Origin of the sequence: Pseudonocardia charpentierae (assembly GCF_031845345.1) — a bacterium.
Lineage (GTDB): Bacteria > Actinomycetota > Actinomycetes > Mycobacteriales > Pseudonocardiaceae > Pseudonocardia > Pseudonocardia charpentierae.
The window spans coordinates 76039-90728 of record NZ_JAVREJ010000007.1 but is presented as its reverse complement, the minus strand read 5'-3'; the positions used below and the strand labels follow the sequence as shown (position 1 = coordinate 90728).

At 70.2% G+C, this 14690-nt stretch carries 18 protein-coding genes; 10 read left to right on the top strand and 8 right to left on the bottom strand.

Annotated elements, in window-relative coordinates; translation table 11 throughout:
• Positions 1–5: 5 nt before the first annotated feature.
• A complete protein-coding gene (locus RM445_RS12395) occupies positions 6–812 on the top strand; it encodes an endo alpha-1,4 polygalactosaminidase (RefSeq protein WP_311556356.1) in 807 nt (268 codons plus the stop codon).
• Between the two features lie 12 nt (positions 813–824).
• On the opposite strand, the gene RM445_RS12390 is transcribed toward RM445_RS12395, so the two are convergent.
• From RM445_RS12390 to RM445_RS12380, 3 genes are all read right to left on the bottom strand, one after another.
• On the bottom strand, positions 825–1412 hold the full coding sequence (locus RM445_RS12390; RefSeq protein WP_311556355.1) for a dihydrofolate reductase family protein: 588 nt from the start codon (positions 1410–1412) through the stop codon (positions 825–827).
• A gap of 4 nt (positions 1413–1416) precedes the next feature.
• The gene (locus RM445_RS12385) at positions 1417–2019 is read right to left on the bottom strand and encodes a dihydrofolate reductase family protein (RefSeq protein ID WP_311556354.1); all 603 of its coding nucleotides are present in this window, start codon (positions 2017–2019) and stop codon (positions 1417–1419) included.
• 77 nt (positions 2020–2096) lie between these two features.
• A complete protein-coding gene (locus RM445_RS12380; protein ID WP_311556353.1) occupies positions 2097–2972 on the bottom strand; it encodes a LysR family transcriptional regulator in 876 nt (291 codons plus the stop codon).
• A 223-nt stretch (positions 2973–3195) separates the two neighbouring features.
• Between RM445_RS12380 and RM445_RS12375 the strand changes: the two genes are divergently transcribed.
• The 5 genes from RM445_RS12375 to RM445_RS12355 all read left to right on the top strand — a co-directional run bounded on the left by RM445_RS12375 (position 3196) and on the right by RM445_RS12355 (position 7481).
• The gene (locus RM445_RS12375; RefSeq protein WP_311556352.1) at positions 3196–3555 is read left to right on the top strand and encodes a YciI family protein; all 360 of its coding nucleotides are present in this window, start codon (positions 3196–3198) and stop codon (positions 3553–3555) included.
• Positions 3556–3557: 2 nt separating this feature from the next.
• On the top strand, positions 3558–4820 hold the full coding sequence (locus tag RM445_RS12370) for an RNA polymerase sigma factor (RefSeq protein WP_311556351.1): 1263 nt from the start codon (positions 3558–3560) through the stop codon (positions 4818–4820).
• Between the two features lie 107 nt (positions 4821–4927).
• The gene (locus tag RM445_RS12365; protein ID WP_311556350.1) at positions 4928–5275 is read left to right on the top strand and encodes a YciI family protein; all 348 of its coding nucleotides are present in this window, start codon (positions 4928–4930) and stop codon (positions 5273–5275) included.
• Between the two features lie 10 nt (positions 5276–5285).
• Positions 5286–6506, top strand: coding sequence for an RNA polymerase sigma factor (locus RM445_RS12360; RefSeq protein WP_311556349.1), 1221 nt, complete (start codon positions 5286–5288; stop codon positions 6504–6506).
• Positions 6507–6572: 66 nt separating this feature from the next.
• Entirely contained in the window at positions 6573–7481 is a 909-nt protein-coding gene (locus RM445_RS12355) for a carbohydrate kinase family protein (RefSeq protein WP_311556348.1), read from the top strand.
• A 10-nt stretch (positions 7482–7491) separates the two neighbouring features.
• Here RM445_RS12355 and RM445_RS12350 read toward each other — a convergent pair whose 3' ends face one another.
• Genes RM445_RS12350 through RM445_RS12340 form a run of 3 tightly spaced genes read right to left on the bottom strand, consistent with a single transcriptional unit; the run spans position 7492 to position 8968 of the window.
• Complete coding sequence (locus tag RM445_RS12350; RefSeq protein WP_311556347.1) at positions 7492–7677, bottom strand: hypothetical protein; 186 nt, start codon at positions 7675–7677, stop codon at positions 7492–7494.
• Positions 7674–8084 carry a hypothetical protein gene (locus RM445_RS12345; protein ID WP_311556346.1) on the bottom strand — a complete coding sequence of 137 codons (411 nt, stop codon included), beginning with the start codon at positions 8082–8084 and terminating at the stop codon, positions 7674–7676. The genes RM445_RS12350 and RM445_RS12345 overlap by 4 nt, the downstream gene beginning before the upstream one ends.
• A 5-nt stretch (positions 8085–8089) precedes the next feature.
• Positions 8090–8968 carry an endonuclease/exonuclease/phosphatase family protein gene (locus RM445_RS12340; protein ID WP_311556345.1) on the bottom strand — a complete coding sequence of 293 codons (879 nt, stop codon included), beginning with the start codon at positions 8966–8968 and terminating at the stop codon, positions 8090–8092.
• Between the two features lie 254 nt (positions 8969–9222).
• Here RM445_RS12340 and RM445_RS12335 point away from each other — a divergent pair, with 254 nt between their 5' ends.
• Complete coding sequence (locus RM445_RS12335; protein ID WP_311556344.1) at positions 9223–9837, top strand: class I SAM-dependent methyltransferase; 615 nt, start codon at positions 9223–9225, stop codon at positions 9835–9837.
• Positions 9838–10004: 167 nt separating this feature from the next.
• Positions 10005–10208: a cold-shock protein gene (locus tag RM445_RS12330; protein WP_311556343.1), complete on the top strand. Its 204-nt coding sequence runs from the start codon at positions 10005–10007 to the stop codon at positions 10206–10208.
• A gap of 66 nt (positions 10209–10274) precedes the next feature.
• Here RM445_RS12330 and RM445_RS12325 read toward each other — a convergent pair whose 3' ends face one another.
• Positions 10275–10637, bottom strand: a complete 363-nt coding sequence (locus RM445_RS12325) for an alpha amylase C-terminal domain-containing protein (RefSeq protein ID WP_311556342.1) — start codon at positions 10635–10637, stop codon at positions 10275–10277.
• 334 nt (positions 10638–10971) lie between these two features.
• Between RM445_RS12325 and RM445_RS12320 the strand changes: the two genes are divergently transcribed.
• Positions 10972–11340, top strand: coding sequence for a hypothetical protein (locus tag RM445_RS12320; protein ID WP_311556341.1), 369 nt, complete (start codon positions 10972–10974; stop codon positions 11338–11340).
• Positions 11341–11727: 387 nt separating this feature from the next.
• Here RM445_RS12320 and RM445_RS12315 read toward each other — a convergent pair whose 3' ends face one another.
• Entirely contained in the window at positions 11728–12075 is a 348-nt protein-coding gene (locus RM445_RS12315; protein WP_311556340.1) for a hypothetical protein, read from the bottom strand.
• A 508-nt stretch (positions 12076–12583) separates the two neighbouring features.
• Here RM445_RS12315 and RM445_RS12310 point away from each other — a divergent pair.
• Positions 12584–14266 carry a hypothetical protein gene (locus RM445_RS12310; RefSeq protein WP_311556339.1) on the top strand — a complete coding sequence of 561 codons (1683 nt, stop codon included), beginning with the start codon at positions 12584–12586 and terminating at the stop codon, positions 14264–14266.
• The last annotated feature ends 424 nt before the right edge of the window (positions 14267–14690 follow it).

Sequence of the window (14690 nt, the reverse complement as noted above, 5' to 3'; positions counted from 1 at the left end):
TCCACGTGGCGAGGGACGCCGGGGGGCGCTGCGCAGCGATCATCGCGTGCTGTCTGCTCGCGCTCGTGGGGTGCACCCCGCGGCCGCCGGACATCAGCGCGCCTGCCGTCGATTCCCGCGGCTGGCAGTACCAGCTGCAGGGGCGCGTCGACACCGCCGTGGACACCGGGACGTTCATCGTCGACGGGTTCGACGTCGACGCGGCGACGGTCGCCGACCTGCAGGACCGCGGACGCACCGTCATCTGCTACATCAACGCCGGCGCCAAGGAGGACTGGCGGCCCGACGCGAGCCGGTACCCCGAGGAGGTCGTCGGCGATCCGCTGGACGGCTGGAAGGGCGAGCGCTGGCTCGACATCCGCCGGACCGACGCGATCTCGCCGATCCTCGCCGAGCGGTTCGACATGTGCCGCAGCAAGGGGTTCACCGGCATCGAGGCGGACAACGTCGACGGCTACACCCAGGACAGCGGATTCGAGCTGACCGACGACGACCAGCTGAGCTTCAACCGCATGCTCGCCGAGCTCGCCCACGAGCGGTCACTCACGATCGGGCTCAAGAACGACCTCGACCAGATCGACGACCTGGTGGACGACTTCGACTTCGCGGTCAACGAGAGCTGCGTGCAGTATCGCGAGTGCGACGCGCTGACCCCGTTCGTCGAGCAGGGCAAGCCGGTGCTGCACGTCGAGTACGAGCTGGACACGGCCACCTTCTGCCCCGTCACCGCTCCGCTCGGGTTCCGGTCGATCCGCAAACCGGTGGGGCTGACGGCGCCGGTGGAGCCGTGCCCCGCGGCCGACGCCGCCTGACACCCCGCCGGGTCAGGGACGCCGGACGCGGTAGCGCAGGTGCATGACGTGCTGCGCCGGCTCGTCGACCTCCGGGTCGGTCAACCTGCGGACCAGGTCGAGTTCGACCTGCTCGGCCGGCAGGTCGTCGAGCAGCCGTCGTCCCTGCCCGAGCAGGACCGGCACGACGTGCAGTTCGAGCTCGTCGAGCTGCCCGGCCCGCAACAAGGCCTGCGCCGCCCCGGCGCCGTGCACCATCACGTCGCCGTCGCCGGCCGCCGCGCGGGCCTGCGCGGCGCACTCGTGCACGTCGGTGACGTAGCGGACGCTGCCCGGCGGCGGGTCGTCCGGGACGTCGTGGGTCAGGATGAAGATCGGTACGCCGTCGTGGTGGTCGCCCTTCCAGCGGCCGGCGTGCTCGTAGGTACGGCGCCCGGCGATGACCGCCCGGGTGGCCATCGACTCGGCGTACACCTGGCCGCTCGGTCCCGGGTCGTCGCGCCGGTCGAGCCAGTTGAACAGGCGGAAGCCGCCGTCGCCCATGGGCGCGTCCACGCTGTCGTGGGGTCCGGCGACGTAGCCGTCGAGGGACGTGGTCATGTAGAGCCGGATGGTCGCCATCTGCTCAGGCCTCCGACCGCACGCGGTAGCGCAGGTGCTGCACACCCGGCCCGTCCTGGGCACGGAGCAGCTCCAGCTCGACGTGGTCCGGCGGCATGTCGTCGAACAGCCGGCGGCCCTGCCCGAGCAGCACGGGCACCAGGTGGAGCTGCAGTTCGTCGAGGACGCCTGCGGCGAGCGCCTTCTGGCCGGTGACGGCCCCGTGCACGAGCACGTCCTTGTCGCCGGCGGCGTCCTTGGCCCGGTGCACGGCGTCCGCCACGTCGTTCACGTAGGTCACCCCGGGCCACCGGAACGCCTCATCGGGCTGATGTCGGCTCAGGACGAAGATCGGTACGCCGTCGTGGTGGTCGCCGTCCCAGCCGCCGGCGACCTCGAAGGTCCGCCGCCCGACGACCACCGCCCCGGTGGACATGACCTCGTCCATGATCTCGCGGTTCACGCCGTCCAGGTGGCCGACGACCTCCTTGTGGTCGGAGTCCGCGTCCTTCAGGAACCACTCGTGCAGACGGTGCCCCCCGTCGCCGAGCCCGTTGCCCGGGCCGTCGTGGGGCCCGGCGATGAATCCGTCCACCGACATCGACATGTAGAGCACGGCCTTGTTCATCTTCTCGCCTCCCGGGAATCGCGCATCCTGCGTAGACGGTCCGGGCGGGTCCAACTCGTCGCTCTGCGCGGATCCGGTCACCCGGCCAGCGCGGCGAGCAGGCCGTCACGGACCGCGGAGTGCGTGTCGCGGCGCCAGGTCGCCAGCACCGGCACCGTCGTCGCGGGCGCCAGGTCGACCACCCGCACCGCTCCCCCGAGCGCCGGTCCCGGCAGCTCGGTGACCAGCGCAGCCCCGTCGTTGCCGAGAACCGTCGTCACCGGCGGGATGCCCTGCACCGGGGCGACCCGGTGGCGCGGCTCGAACCCGGCCCGCCGGCACAGGCCGAGCAGCAGGTCGGTGTAGGGGCAGACGCCCGGCGGTGCCCCGACGACGAGGGTCTCCGCGGCGATCTCCGGCAGCGTCACGGCGTCCCGCCGGGCGAGCCGGTGGCCGGACCGCACCGCCAACCGCAGCCGGTGGTGGGCCACCACGTACCCGGCCATGTCGCCCGGCGGCGCCGCGGCCCGGCTCAGGGCGACGTCGATGGAGCGGTCGCGCAGGCGGTGACCCAGGTCCTCCGGCAACACCGCGACGACCTGCACGGCCGCTCCGGCGTGGTGCGCGGGAGCGGCCGCGAGCAGCTCGGTGACCTCGATGTCGGTGACCGACGGGGTGTGGCCGATCCGCAGCAGCTCCGGCTCGCCGCGGTCCGCCCGCAGGGCCCGCCCGACCGCCGCGGTCGCGGCCGCCAGCAACGGCACGGCGTCGGCGTAGAACGCCTCGCCGGACGCCAGCAGGGTCACCCCGCGGCTGCTCCGGTCGAGCAGCGGCACACCCAGCTCGCGCTCCAGCGCGCGCATCGACATGCTCAGGGCCTGTTGCGACAGGTGCAGCCTGGCCGCGGCGCGGGTCATGCTGCGTTCCTCGGCGACGGCGACGAAGTGGGCGACCTTGCGCAGATCGAGCCCCATCTCGCGCACCCCCTCGATCGGCCCCTCGATCGGCCCCTCGATCGGGCGCAGCCGACGGGGCCGAAGGGTATGCCGCGCCGGGCGACTTCCCGCCGCGCTCCCGCGGCGCGTCGCCGTCGAGAAAATCCCGTCGAGAATTTCCCGGGCCGTGTCGATGCGGCGGTGTCCGGTTCGTCGCCATGCTGGACGGCGACCCGGCCGTGCCCCGACGACAGGAGCCACCGTGAAGTACATGCTGCTGATCTACCCGCCCCGGATGACCGACGCCTCCGACTCCGCGTGCACGCCTCCGGCCATCGAGGAGTGGATGCTCTTCGACAAGACGATCAAGGACGCCGGCGTGGTGGTCTCGGACGCGGCCTTGCAGGACCCGACCGTCGCGACGACTGTCCGGGTCGGCAACAGCGGCGAGCGCACCGTCACCGACGGGCCGTTCGCCGAGACCCGCGAGCTGATCGGCGGCTTCTACGTCGTCGACGTGCCGAATCTGGACGTCGCGCTGGACTGGGCGGCCCGCTGCCCCGGTTCGCAGGCCGGCGGGACGATCGAGGTGCGGCCGGTGGCCGACTTCGAGCAGGGCTGAGGATGGGCGAGCGGGCAGCCGGTGCCGTCGAGGGGATCGACACCTCGGTCGAGGCCGTGTTCCGCGAGGAACGGGGCCGGCTGCTCGCCGCGCTCGTCCACCGCTTCGGTGACCTCGACCTCGCCGAGGACGTCACCTCCGAGGCGATCGAGGCGGCGCTGCAGACCTGGCCCGTCGACGGCGTGCCGACCCGGCCCGGGGCCTGGCTGCTGACCACCGCCCGCCGCCGGGCCGTCGACCGCCTGCGTCGCGACCAGGCCTACGCCGCCCGGCTGGCGGTGTTGCAGGCCGAGGCGGACCGGGCGGACCCGGCGCCGCCGGCGGACGGCGACGGGCTGCCCGACGAACGGCTCGCCCTGTTCTTCACCTGCACCCACCCCGCCCTCGCGGCCGACGACCGTGGCGCGCTGATCCTGCGCTGCCTCGCCGGACTCACGACGCCGGAGGTGGCGCGGGCGTTCCTCGTGCCGCCCGCGACGATGGCCCAACGGATCGTGCGGGCGAAGAAGAAGATCCGCGCGGCGCGCATCCCCTTCCGGGTGCCGGGCGCGGACGAGCTGCCCGACAGGTTGCCCGGTGTGCTCCAGGTCCTCTACTCGATCTTCACGGAGGGCTACGCGGCGAGCTCGGGGCCCCGTCTGCAGCGGCTCGACCTCGCCGAGGAGGCGATCCGCCTGGCCCGGATCCTGCGCCGGCTGCTGCCTGCCGAGCCGGAGGTCGCCGGCCTGCTCGGGCTGATGCTGCTGGTCCATGCCCGGCGGGACGCCCGCACCGGGCCCGACGGCGAGCTGGTGCTCCTCGACGACCAGGACCGGGGCTGCTGGGACCGCTCGATGATCGAGGAAGGCCGCAGCCTCGTGGTCGTCGCGCTCACGGGTGGCCCGCCGGGCCCCTACGGCGTGCAGGCCGCGATCGCCGCCCTGCACGACGAGGCCGCGGACGTCGCGACCACCGACTGGCCGCAGATCGTCGCGCTCTACGACGTGCTGCTCGGGCTCGTGGCGTCGCCGGTGGTCGCAGTGAACCGGGCGGTGGCCGTCGCCATGCGCGACGGGCCGGAGGCGGGCCTGCAGTTGCTCGACGCCCTGGCCGACGACCCGCGGCTGCGCACCCACCACCCCTACGCGGCGGCCCGGGCGGAGCTGCTGCGTGAGCTCGGCCGGCTCGCCGAGGCCGCGGTCGCGTACCGGGAGGCACTCGAGCTGGTCGGCAGCGCGCCGGAGCGGGCTTACCTGCAGCGCATGCTCGGGTCGGTGGAGTCATGAGGAATCTGCCGGAAGATTCTTCTGCCAGGCTGTCGTATCCGTCCGCTCCTGTCCGTGGAGGGAGTGTCAGGCGGCCGACAGGGCCGCCCGAACCCGAGGAGGACGACATGGCCGAGTACCTGCTGTCGGTGCACCACGACTACGACACGGAGTTCCCGTCCCTGGAGGAGATGCAGCCGGTGTTCGAGGCCGTCGACCGCTTCAACCAGAAGGTCCGCGACGCGGGCGCCTGGGTGTTCGCGGGCGGTCTGACGCCGGTCCAGCAGGCCACGACCGTCGACAACACGGGCGACACCCCGATCGTGAGCGACGGGCCGTACGCCGAGTCGAAGGAGTACCTCGGCGGCTTCTGGATGATCCAGGCCGCCGACCTCGACGAGGCGCTGCAGTGGGCGAAGGAGGGCTCGGCGGCCTGCCGCGGCAAGGTCGAGGTGCGGCCGTTCCAGGGCGAATGACTGCCGGAGAATGAGCAGGGACATCGAGCGGATCTTCCGCGACGAGTTCGGCCGGGTGGTCGCCTCGCTGACCCGCCGCTTCGGCGACCTCGACGTCGCCGAGGAGGCCGCAGGCGAGGCGCTCCTGGCCGCTCTCGAACGCTGGCCGGTCGACGGGGTGCCGCCCAACCCGGGCGGCTGGCTGACCACCACCGCGGTCCGTCGGGCGATCGACCGGATCCGCCGCGAGCAGCAGCGCGACGCCAAGCACCAGGCGGCTCTGATGATCCACGACGACACACCTCACGAGCCGACCGGCGCCGTCGACGACGACCGCCTCCGGCTGCTCTTCACCTGTTGCCACCCGGCGCTGGCGCCCGAGGCCCGGGTCGCACTCACCCTGCGGCTGCTCGGCGGGCTCACGGTCGCCGAGATCGCGGCCGCGTTCCTGGTGCCGGAGACGACGATGGCGCAGCGCGTCACCCGCGCCAAGGCCAAGATCAAGGGCGCGCACATCCCGTACCGGGTGCCCTCGGCGGCCGACCTCGCCGAGCGGCTCGCCGCCGTGCTGACCGTGGTCTACCTCGTCTTCAACGAGGGCTACCTGGCCAGCGCGGGCGACGCCCCGATCCGGGCGGAGCTGACCGACGAGGCGATCCGGCTCGGCCGGGTGCTGCGCACGCTCCTGCCCGACGAGGCCGAGATCGCGGGCCTGCTCGCGTTGATGCTGCTCATCGACTCCCGCCGGCCCAGCCGGGTGGCGGACGGCGAGCTGGTGCCGCTGCCGGAGCAGGACCGCGGAGGATGGGACCGCGCGCTGATCGCCGAGGGCCACGCGCTGGTCCGCGAGTGCCTCGACCGCGCCCGTCGCACGGGGCGCCCGCCGGGCCGCTACCAGCTGCTGGCCGCGGTCAACGCCGTGCACACCGACGCACCGACCTGGGCCGACACCGACTGGAGCCAGATCGCGGCGCTCTACGACCAGCTCGCCGCGGTGGACCCGGGGCCGGTGGTCGCGCTGAACAGGGCCGTCGCCGTCGCCGAGCTGGACGGGCCCGCCGTCGGGCTGGCGGCGGTGGACCGGCTCGGCCTGACCGCCTACCACGCCTGGCACGCCACCCGCGCGGACCTGCTGCGCCGCCTGGGCCGGTCCGGGGAGGCGCGCGCGGCCTACGACGCGGCGATCGCGGCGACGGACAATCCGGCGGAGCGGGCGTTCCTCGCCCGCCGCCGCGGCCAGCTGGCCGGGTAGAGGAGGCAGGATGCGGCGCACTGTCGTGGCCGGGCACGTCTGCGTCGACCTGGCCCCCGGCTCGAGGTGCTCCCCCGCAGCACCCCCGGCGACCTGGAGCTGGTCGGCCCTCTCGGCATGACGGCGGGCGGGTGCGTCTCCAACACCGGCGGCATGCTGGCTGCGCTCGGTGCGCCGGTCGAGGTCGTGGGCGACGCGGGCGGCGACGAGCTCGGGCGGACCCTCGTCCGGCTCCTGACGACCCGCGGCGTCGACACCGACGGGATCCGGCTCGTTCCCGGGCGCTCGACGTCGTACTCGGTCGTCGTGCAGCCCACCGGCCTCGACCGGTCGTTCTGGCACCACGCGGGCGCGAACGCGGAGTTCGACGGCGCGGCGATCGACCTGGCCGACGCCGGTCTGCTGCACCTGGGCTACCCGCAACTGCTGCCGGCCCTGGCCGCGGACGCAGGAGCGGGCCTGCACGCCCTGCTCTCCCGGGCCCGCGCGGCCGGGCTCACCACGTCGCTCGACCTGGCGGTGCTCGACCCGGCCTCACCCGCGGCGCGCGAAGACTGGCCGGCGCTCCTGCGGAAAGTGCTGCCGCTCGTCGACGTCCTCACCCCGAGCACCGACGACCTGCGCTCGGTCCTCGGGCTGTCCGGAGACGATCTCGACGCCGCCCGGTCGCTGGTCGAGCTGGGGCCGGCGGTGGTGATGGTGACCGCCGGAAGCGCGGGCGCGCGCCTCTGCACGGCCGGACCGGAGCGCCTCGCCGCGGCGGGAGCGGTACTCGGGGACGTGGACATCCCGGCCTGGAGCGACTGCGACATCCGTGCGGTGGCGCCGGACGTGGCGGTGCGGACGACGGTCGGGGCGGGCGACGCCGCGACCGCCGGACTGCTCTTCGGTCTGCTGTCCGGTGTCGACCCGACGCGCGCCCTCGACGTGGCGATGCGCACCGCGGGGCGTGCGCTGACCGCACCGGCGTCGTAGCGCCGCGCCCTCAGCCTCCGTCGGCCCGGGGCTCCTCCGGACCGACGGTCGCCGCGTCCCGTGCGGCCGGGTACCCGCAGCGCCAGCACCGATCGGGCTGCTCGGCGGTCGGCATCGCCCCGCACTCCGGGCACAGCTCGTGCAGCCAGCAGACGGCGTCGCCACCCGGCTCGTCGGCGCCCTGCTCCCCGGTCATGCCACCTCCACCGGCGCCGCCGTGCCCGCCGCCACCAACAATGCGACCTTCGCAACCTCGAGCGCCACGTAGACCAGGTGTCCCCGCGACCGCGGCAGCTCCTCCCCCGCCAGCACGCGGCCCGAGCGCCGGTTGAGCGCCGGCCGGACCAGTCCGAGTTGCACGCCGAGCAGCACCACCAGCGCCGCGACGACCCCGACCAGGGCCGGCCGCGGCGCCAGGGCGACCGCAACGACCGCCGCCACGAGCAGGACGAGCTCGACGCGGTTGAGCGCGCGGAACACGATCCGTCCGATGCCGAGGCCGAGTGGGACCGTCACCCCGGGCGCCCGGAACTTCAACGGCGCCTCGAGGAAAGAGATCGCCAGCACCATCCCGAGCCACATGAACGACACCGCCGCGAGCATGACGATCAGCCGACCGGCCGCGGGCCGAGCGTGACGAGCAGGCCGGGGTGGTCCGTGGTGCCGCGCAGGTCGATCGTCTCGAAGGCGTCGACGACGAACTCGGGCGTCCCCACGACGTGCTGCGGGCCACCGTCGTCGACCAGGGCGGAGCCGGGTGGCAGGCAGGCCTGGAGATCCGGGCTGTCGCCCGAGCCGAGGTTCAGGTCCCCGCCCAGCACCACCGGAGCCGCGCCGTCCCGCGCCCGAATCCCCGCGATCACGGTGCCGAAGAGGTACCGGCACTGGGCGCCCGCGACCTCCCGCTTGGTGTAGGCCAGATGCGTGGTGCACACCGCGACCGCCGGGCTCGCCGCGGCGTCGACGCACAACCACGCGCGCTCCTCCGGGTCGTCCAGGTCCTGGGCCGGGTAGATCCCGCCACCCGCCACCGACCCGGGCACCGACGGCCACCGCGACACGATGCCGATCCCGTACTGCCGGCCGTTGCGGCACCGGTACGGCTCGCCGGTGCGCCCGTTGCGCGCCGCCTGGAACCTCGACACCGCTGCACCGCCCGGCACGACACCGGCCAGCGCGCGCTCGAGGGCCGGCATGTCGTCGTCACAGACCTCGTTGAGCGTGACCACGTCGGGCACCTGCGCGCGGATCGCGGCGGCGGCCGCGGCGGTGGACCTGCCGGTGTAGCAGCCGGCGATACCGCTGTTGCAGAGGTTCAACTGCAGCACCCGCACCGACGCGACCGGGACGGTGGCAGCCTGCGCCGACGGGCCCGGTGCGGGGTCGACCGCGTTCGGCCCCTGCACGGTTGCGGTGCATCCGGCCAGACACGCGACGAGGCAGCCGACGGCCGCGACGAGCAACCGTCGGTACGGCCGGTCCTGCATGCCCACCTCCGGTCTCCTGGCCACCGACCCTACGTGCGGTCCGTCGCCCGCCCGACCCGGGCCGCACGGGCCGTCCGGTCTTCTGCGCGTACGGTCGGGAGTGTCGAGACTCCCCGGGGGCCGGCACCTCGTCGTCCCCGATCGGCCTGACACCGGACGACGTCCGGGGAACCAGGAGTAGGGCCATCCCCGTCGACGCCCCCCTGCCCAGTGCGCCCCCTCGCCTGAGGCAGCTCATCCGCAGCTCGATCGCCGTGCCCGGCGGACAGATCGAGATGGTCCACCCGCGCGGGGCGATGGAGCTGCTCTACGAGCAGAACTTCGATGCGAACGACGAGTACCCGCCGTACTGGGCCGAGCTGTGGCCCAGCAGCATCGCGCTGGCCCGGGCCGTGGCCGCCGCTGCACCGGTCGGCGCCCGGGTGCTCGAGCTGGGGTGCGGGCTGGGGCTCCCGAGCATCGCCGCCGCGCTGTGTGGTGCACACGTGCTCGCCACCGACCGCTCCACGGACGCCCTCACCTTCACCACCTACAACGCCGCGCTCAACGGGACGTCGGTCGAGGTGGGCGTCTGCTCGTGGGCCGACGCGGAGTCGGTGTCGAGCCGGGCGCCGTGGGATCTCGTGCTGGGCGCGGACGTGCTCTACCCCCACGCCGACCTGACCGACCTCGCCGAGCTGCTTCCCCGCCTGGTCACCGCGGGTGGAGAGGTGTGGCTCGCGGACCCGGGCCGGCCGCCCGCCGCGGCGTTCGTCACAGCGTGCACCCGTTGGGCGGAGAGCTGCGGAGCCCATCAGGACGACGCCGGAGTGACCGTTCACCGACTGCGTGCGCTGGATCGGCGCGTGGAGGAACGAAAACGGCGTTGATGTCGTTCAATACAGCAGGTCGTTCGGTTTCGGTGTTCGTGTCTTGCACGCTCGCGGAACAGTAGGTGGCCGAGGTGGGGCGTCACAGGGACGTCGCTGCCTGGGTCACCGTAAGGTCGGCCGGGCCCCGCAAAGTGCGGGGTTCAGCACCTGCAAGGAGCTTGTACATGGCACAGGGAACCGTGAAGTGGTTCAACGGCGAGAAGGGCTTCGGCTTCATCGCCCAGGACGGTGGCGGCCCGGACGTCTTCGTGCACTACTCCCAGATCGATGGTGCGGGCTTCCGTAACCTCGAAGAGGGTCAGCGCGTGGAGTTCGAGATCGGCCAGGGCCAGAAGGGCCCGCAGGCCCAGGCCGTGCGCGCCGTCTGATCCAGTCCTTCACCGGACCATCAGGAGCCCGTCCCCCTCGTGGGGGCGGGCTCCTGCCGTCGCGGCTCACGTACGCCGCATCACCACCACGCTCCAGGCCGGGACGTTGACGTACGCCATCCCGTCGGCCTGCGTCCAGGGCTGGTGGTAGGCGTTGCCGGCCCCGTCCCAGCCGCCGAACGCGGCGTCCTGCGTACACAGCGCCTGTGTCCACCGCCCGGTACGCCCGCCGGTCCGGACCCCGTAGCCATGGTCCCTGAACGTCCGGTCGCCCAGGTTGACCACGACCAGGACAACGTCGTCGCCGGCTTCGCGCACGAAGGCGAGCACCCCGTTGTCGCGGTCTTCGTGCGTGACGTCCAGGGAGTCGGCGCGCAGGGCGGGGTGGGCCCGGCGCAGCGCGTTCGCCGCCCCCACAAGCCGGCGCATCTCGATGCCCAGGGGGTCGCCGGCGATGGTCCAGTCGAAGCGGTGGTCGCCGTTGCGGTCGGTGCCGTCGTTGCCAGTAGCCCCACCCCACGTGCGGCGCGGCCTGGAGGCACTCCGAGCCCATGAACAGCAGGGGTGTGCCCGGCATCGTGACGTTCAGCGCCCACTCCAGGCGGCACTTCGCCCGCGCCGCCGGGTCGTCGCGGCTGCCGAGCTGGTCGACCAGGTAGCGGTGCCGGCGGTTCCAGTTGCTCAGCCCGCCCTCGGCGTCGCCCTCGTTCATGTCACCGATGTCGTCGTGCGACCCGAGCGTGTACTTCACCAGGTTCCAGGCGTGGTCGTAGCCGTCCCAGCCCAGCACGCCCAGGACCTTGTCGACCGGATCCTGCCCGGCGAGCGCCCGCTGCGTCTCGTGATGGGCCCAGGCGGTCCACGTCGCGGCGAACCGGCCGTCGCGGACGATCCACGGGCCGTCGGGCAGGTGCTCGGCGACGAGGTAGCGGTCGGGGAACTCCACCCGGAGCCGGTCCACGACGATCCGCAGGTGCTCGCCGTCGATCTGCGTGGTGACGTCGAACCGGAGCCCGTCGGCCCGGTACTCCTCCAGGTACATGCGCGCGTTCTGGTGGAAGTAGTCCTGCACCTCCCGCTTCCACCACGCGGGCCCGGGCCCCACCAGGTGTCGCGACCGCCCTCGACGTAGATGCCGCCGTCCGTGGCGTAGCCGTCGTAGGCCCACAGCACGTTGTCGTCCTTGCCGAAGTGGTTGTAGACGACGTCGACGATCACGGCCAAGCCGCTCCGGTGCGCGGCGTCGAACGAAGTGCCGCAGCTCCGCAGGGGATCCGTACGACGACTCGGGAGCGAAGAACGTGGCCGGGTTGTAGCCCAAGGAGCGGTTCATCGCGTACTCCTGAACCGGCAGCGGCTGCACACAGGTGAAGCCCATCTCCTTGACGTAGCCGAGCTTGCTCTCCACCTCCGGGAACGTCGCCCAGTCCGTGTCGTGCTGGTCGCCGCGCCCGGCGAAGGTGCCGACGTGGAACTGGTAGATCAGGAAGTCCTCGAAGCGCGGGGGGTAGAACGGCGCCTACGGGTAGGGACCGGAGTCCGGCACGATCGAGGCGTTGCGGCCGTCGCCGGTGCGGGTCAGCTCGGAGCTGATCACGTCGCGCGCCGCGGCGTCGAGCCGCTCGAGGGCGACGCCGTCGTCGGTGATGATCCGGAACCGGTAGAGCTGCCCGGGTGCCACACCGGGCACCGTCGCGCTCCAGTAGTCGTCGGCGGCCCGCTTCAGTGCGTGCGTCACGCCGGGGCCACCGGCCCAGTCCTGCCCGTCCTGCACAGCGACCGACACGGCCACCGCATGCGGGGCCCACACCCGGAAGAAGGCCCCAGCCGCGGTGAGCGTGCAGTCGATGCGTCCGGCCAGGTCCATGGTCCGCCCTCTCGTGTCGTCGGCCGGGCATCGCAGCACGGACCGGTGAGACCTGCGGCAATACGGACAACTACGTACCGCTTTCAGGCCGGGAACGGAGTCAAGCGCGCCTCGCCCACAAGCTGCCGAGGCAGAACCGACCTAAGAACACCGGCTTGGCTAGGGACCGATGAGATCAAGCTTGACTCTTCGAGCCGCACTACAACATCCTCGTGTGCTGTGAGTGTTCGGGCTCCTCGTCGACGGAGGCGGCCGCCACGAGGAGTCGGCAACATACGCCGAACCAGCCGTCCTCGCAACCCCACGGGACGTTGTCAAAGACGCCCAGAATCGTACCGCGCAGGTTTACATCGGCGAGCGCTGTCGATTGACCGCTGCCGCATCGCTGATTTACGATCGGCCCGTGCCGAGGTTTGCGGGGACTCGCTCGAGGCGTACGAACAGCTACCGCCAATTTTCAAGGGCGTGTCGCAGGATCTTGAACAAAATCCGTCGACGCAGGCGGTACATGATGACCACGCAATATACTGTTACGTCCGAAAATATATTCGCCAGAGCTCGTCCCCAGAAAGTATCCGTAACTGAGGCGTACAGTTATCATCAAGAACTTTCAGCAAATCCATTTATAAGCCAGCTGCGGGGCGATGCACACAGGGGAAGAATAAGCGCGCACGTACCATATGACGGTTATCAGTATTTCACACGTAACGCGATCGAAGATGCGCAGGAACAGATAGAACAACTGCAGATCGATGATCCAGACGCCCGCCTGGAAGCGACAATCGGCCATCTTGCATTTGTCAATATTCGGGACACGCGAAGGAAGGACGGAAGCCCTCTCGCTGCATTGCATGATGCAATTCCGCTTCGAGTGCCCGTACGCTGCTCCGAGTTAAAACATACCCAGAGGTACTCCGGGGTGCACGAAGCCGTCTTGAACATCGACTACTTCCCACCGGACGCCGGAAACTATCCCTTCCCCATCAAGATCGACTTTCGCGTAGTCGACCCCGAAGACCAACCCGTGACCCCTGATGAGTTGCAGATTCGGCCCGGGAAGAAGAGCCGAGCCGGCTTCGTGCCTGAGCAGATCATTCGCCAGCCAGCCTTCTCTTCTGAGTTGTGGTTGATTCTCAGCATCAATCTACTTTGGCCGCGGCGGTCCAAAGCGGAACCATCGGCAGTGATCAAACGGGTTTCGCTGACCTGGCCAACAATTACCTCACTTGCTCCGAGTTCACTTCGCTTTACTTTGGGCGACAAGAAGTACCAAATGCTCTACAATCCTGAAAAGGGATGCCTGGAGTGGGTCACCATTCCTCTCGACCGAGTTGATGATGCCGACCCGGGCACACCTACCGATAGCGTGAAAGACAAGGTTGAGAATCAAGACGGACCCCCGGCAAGTAACGAGTCCGGCGCAGAAGCCACGCCTCCAAACTCCAAGCCCGACGATGCAGATTCAACTACAGGTCCGGAACCCATCGAGGACAGCGAGACCAGCGGCGACGACAACCTCGAAGATGAGGAACATGACGATCTCGAGGACGGCACGATGTGGCGTATGCGCAGCGCCGAGATGCAACTTATCGTCGAACAGCCAGGCCAATTACGTAATGAAACAACTCTAGACGGCGAAATTGAAGTTGAGGTGGGCGATGAGCTCTACTCCGGGATGGACGCGCGCTTGTTCAGCGCTGCCGGTAAGCGACAGCCCCGCGGAACTCTTTCTTTGAAGACGACGTTGCATTTAAGCTTCCGAGTCTACTTGGAAGATGAATTCAATCGGCGAGACGTGAGCGCAACCTATACTCTGCATTTCGACGAAGTAGTGCCCGAGGAGGGGCGTGTAGACGACATCATGGCCGCCCTGCGAGATCGGGGCTTCAGTCTAGAAACCTTCCCGAAGCAGGGAGCGGACGACTCTCCTCGGTGGTTCATCCAAGCCTCACGCGACGAAGGGCCCAACGAAATTCTACTCCTCCTCGTGGTTCGTGGCCGACGTTATACGACGCGTCGTCGGGCAGAAACGCCCGGTTGGCACAGGTACGTGAGCAAATTTGAGAGCGGCGATATTCGCGTAACCATTTATGGGCGCGTTCCTCGCGACAACCGTGAACTAACGTCTGAGGTTAACGAACTTCGAAAGTCTCTCAGCACCCGCTTCAGCCACATGCAGGCTCAGCGATGACCAGTGAAACCGATCCTGAGAGCGAGATAACTGAGTCATCGGACATCTTCGTCCTAAGATCCCGGCCGCCATCGAGCCAGTGTCATGAGTGCGGTTCACCGGACATCCGCAAGTCATGCTGCATCTGCCACCGACTGATGTGTGAAATGCACGATGGGCGTCACAGTTCTCGCAGAGCAGTCATCTACCTTCAAGACTTCACCCTGCACCCAATGGCCCGCGCGAAGCGTCGGCCGAGAACGAAGAAGTATTTCTGTACCAAATGTGTGCACTACGAGCGGAAATACCTGATTTGGAGCCTCGCAAGTATATTTGGCATAATCCTGGGCACTTTGACTGCACTGTTCAGCATCTTCGCTGGTCTCATCCTGCTGCTGGCAGCATTGATCTCGACATACTTTGCACTGAACACCTCCCTGCGCGA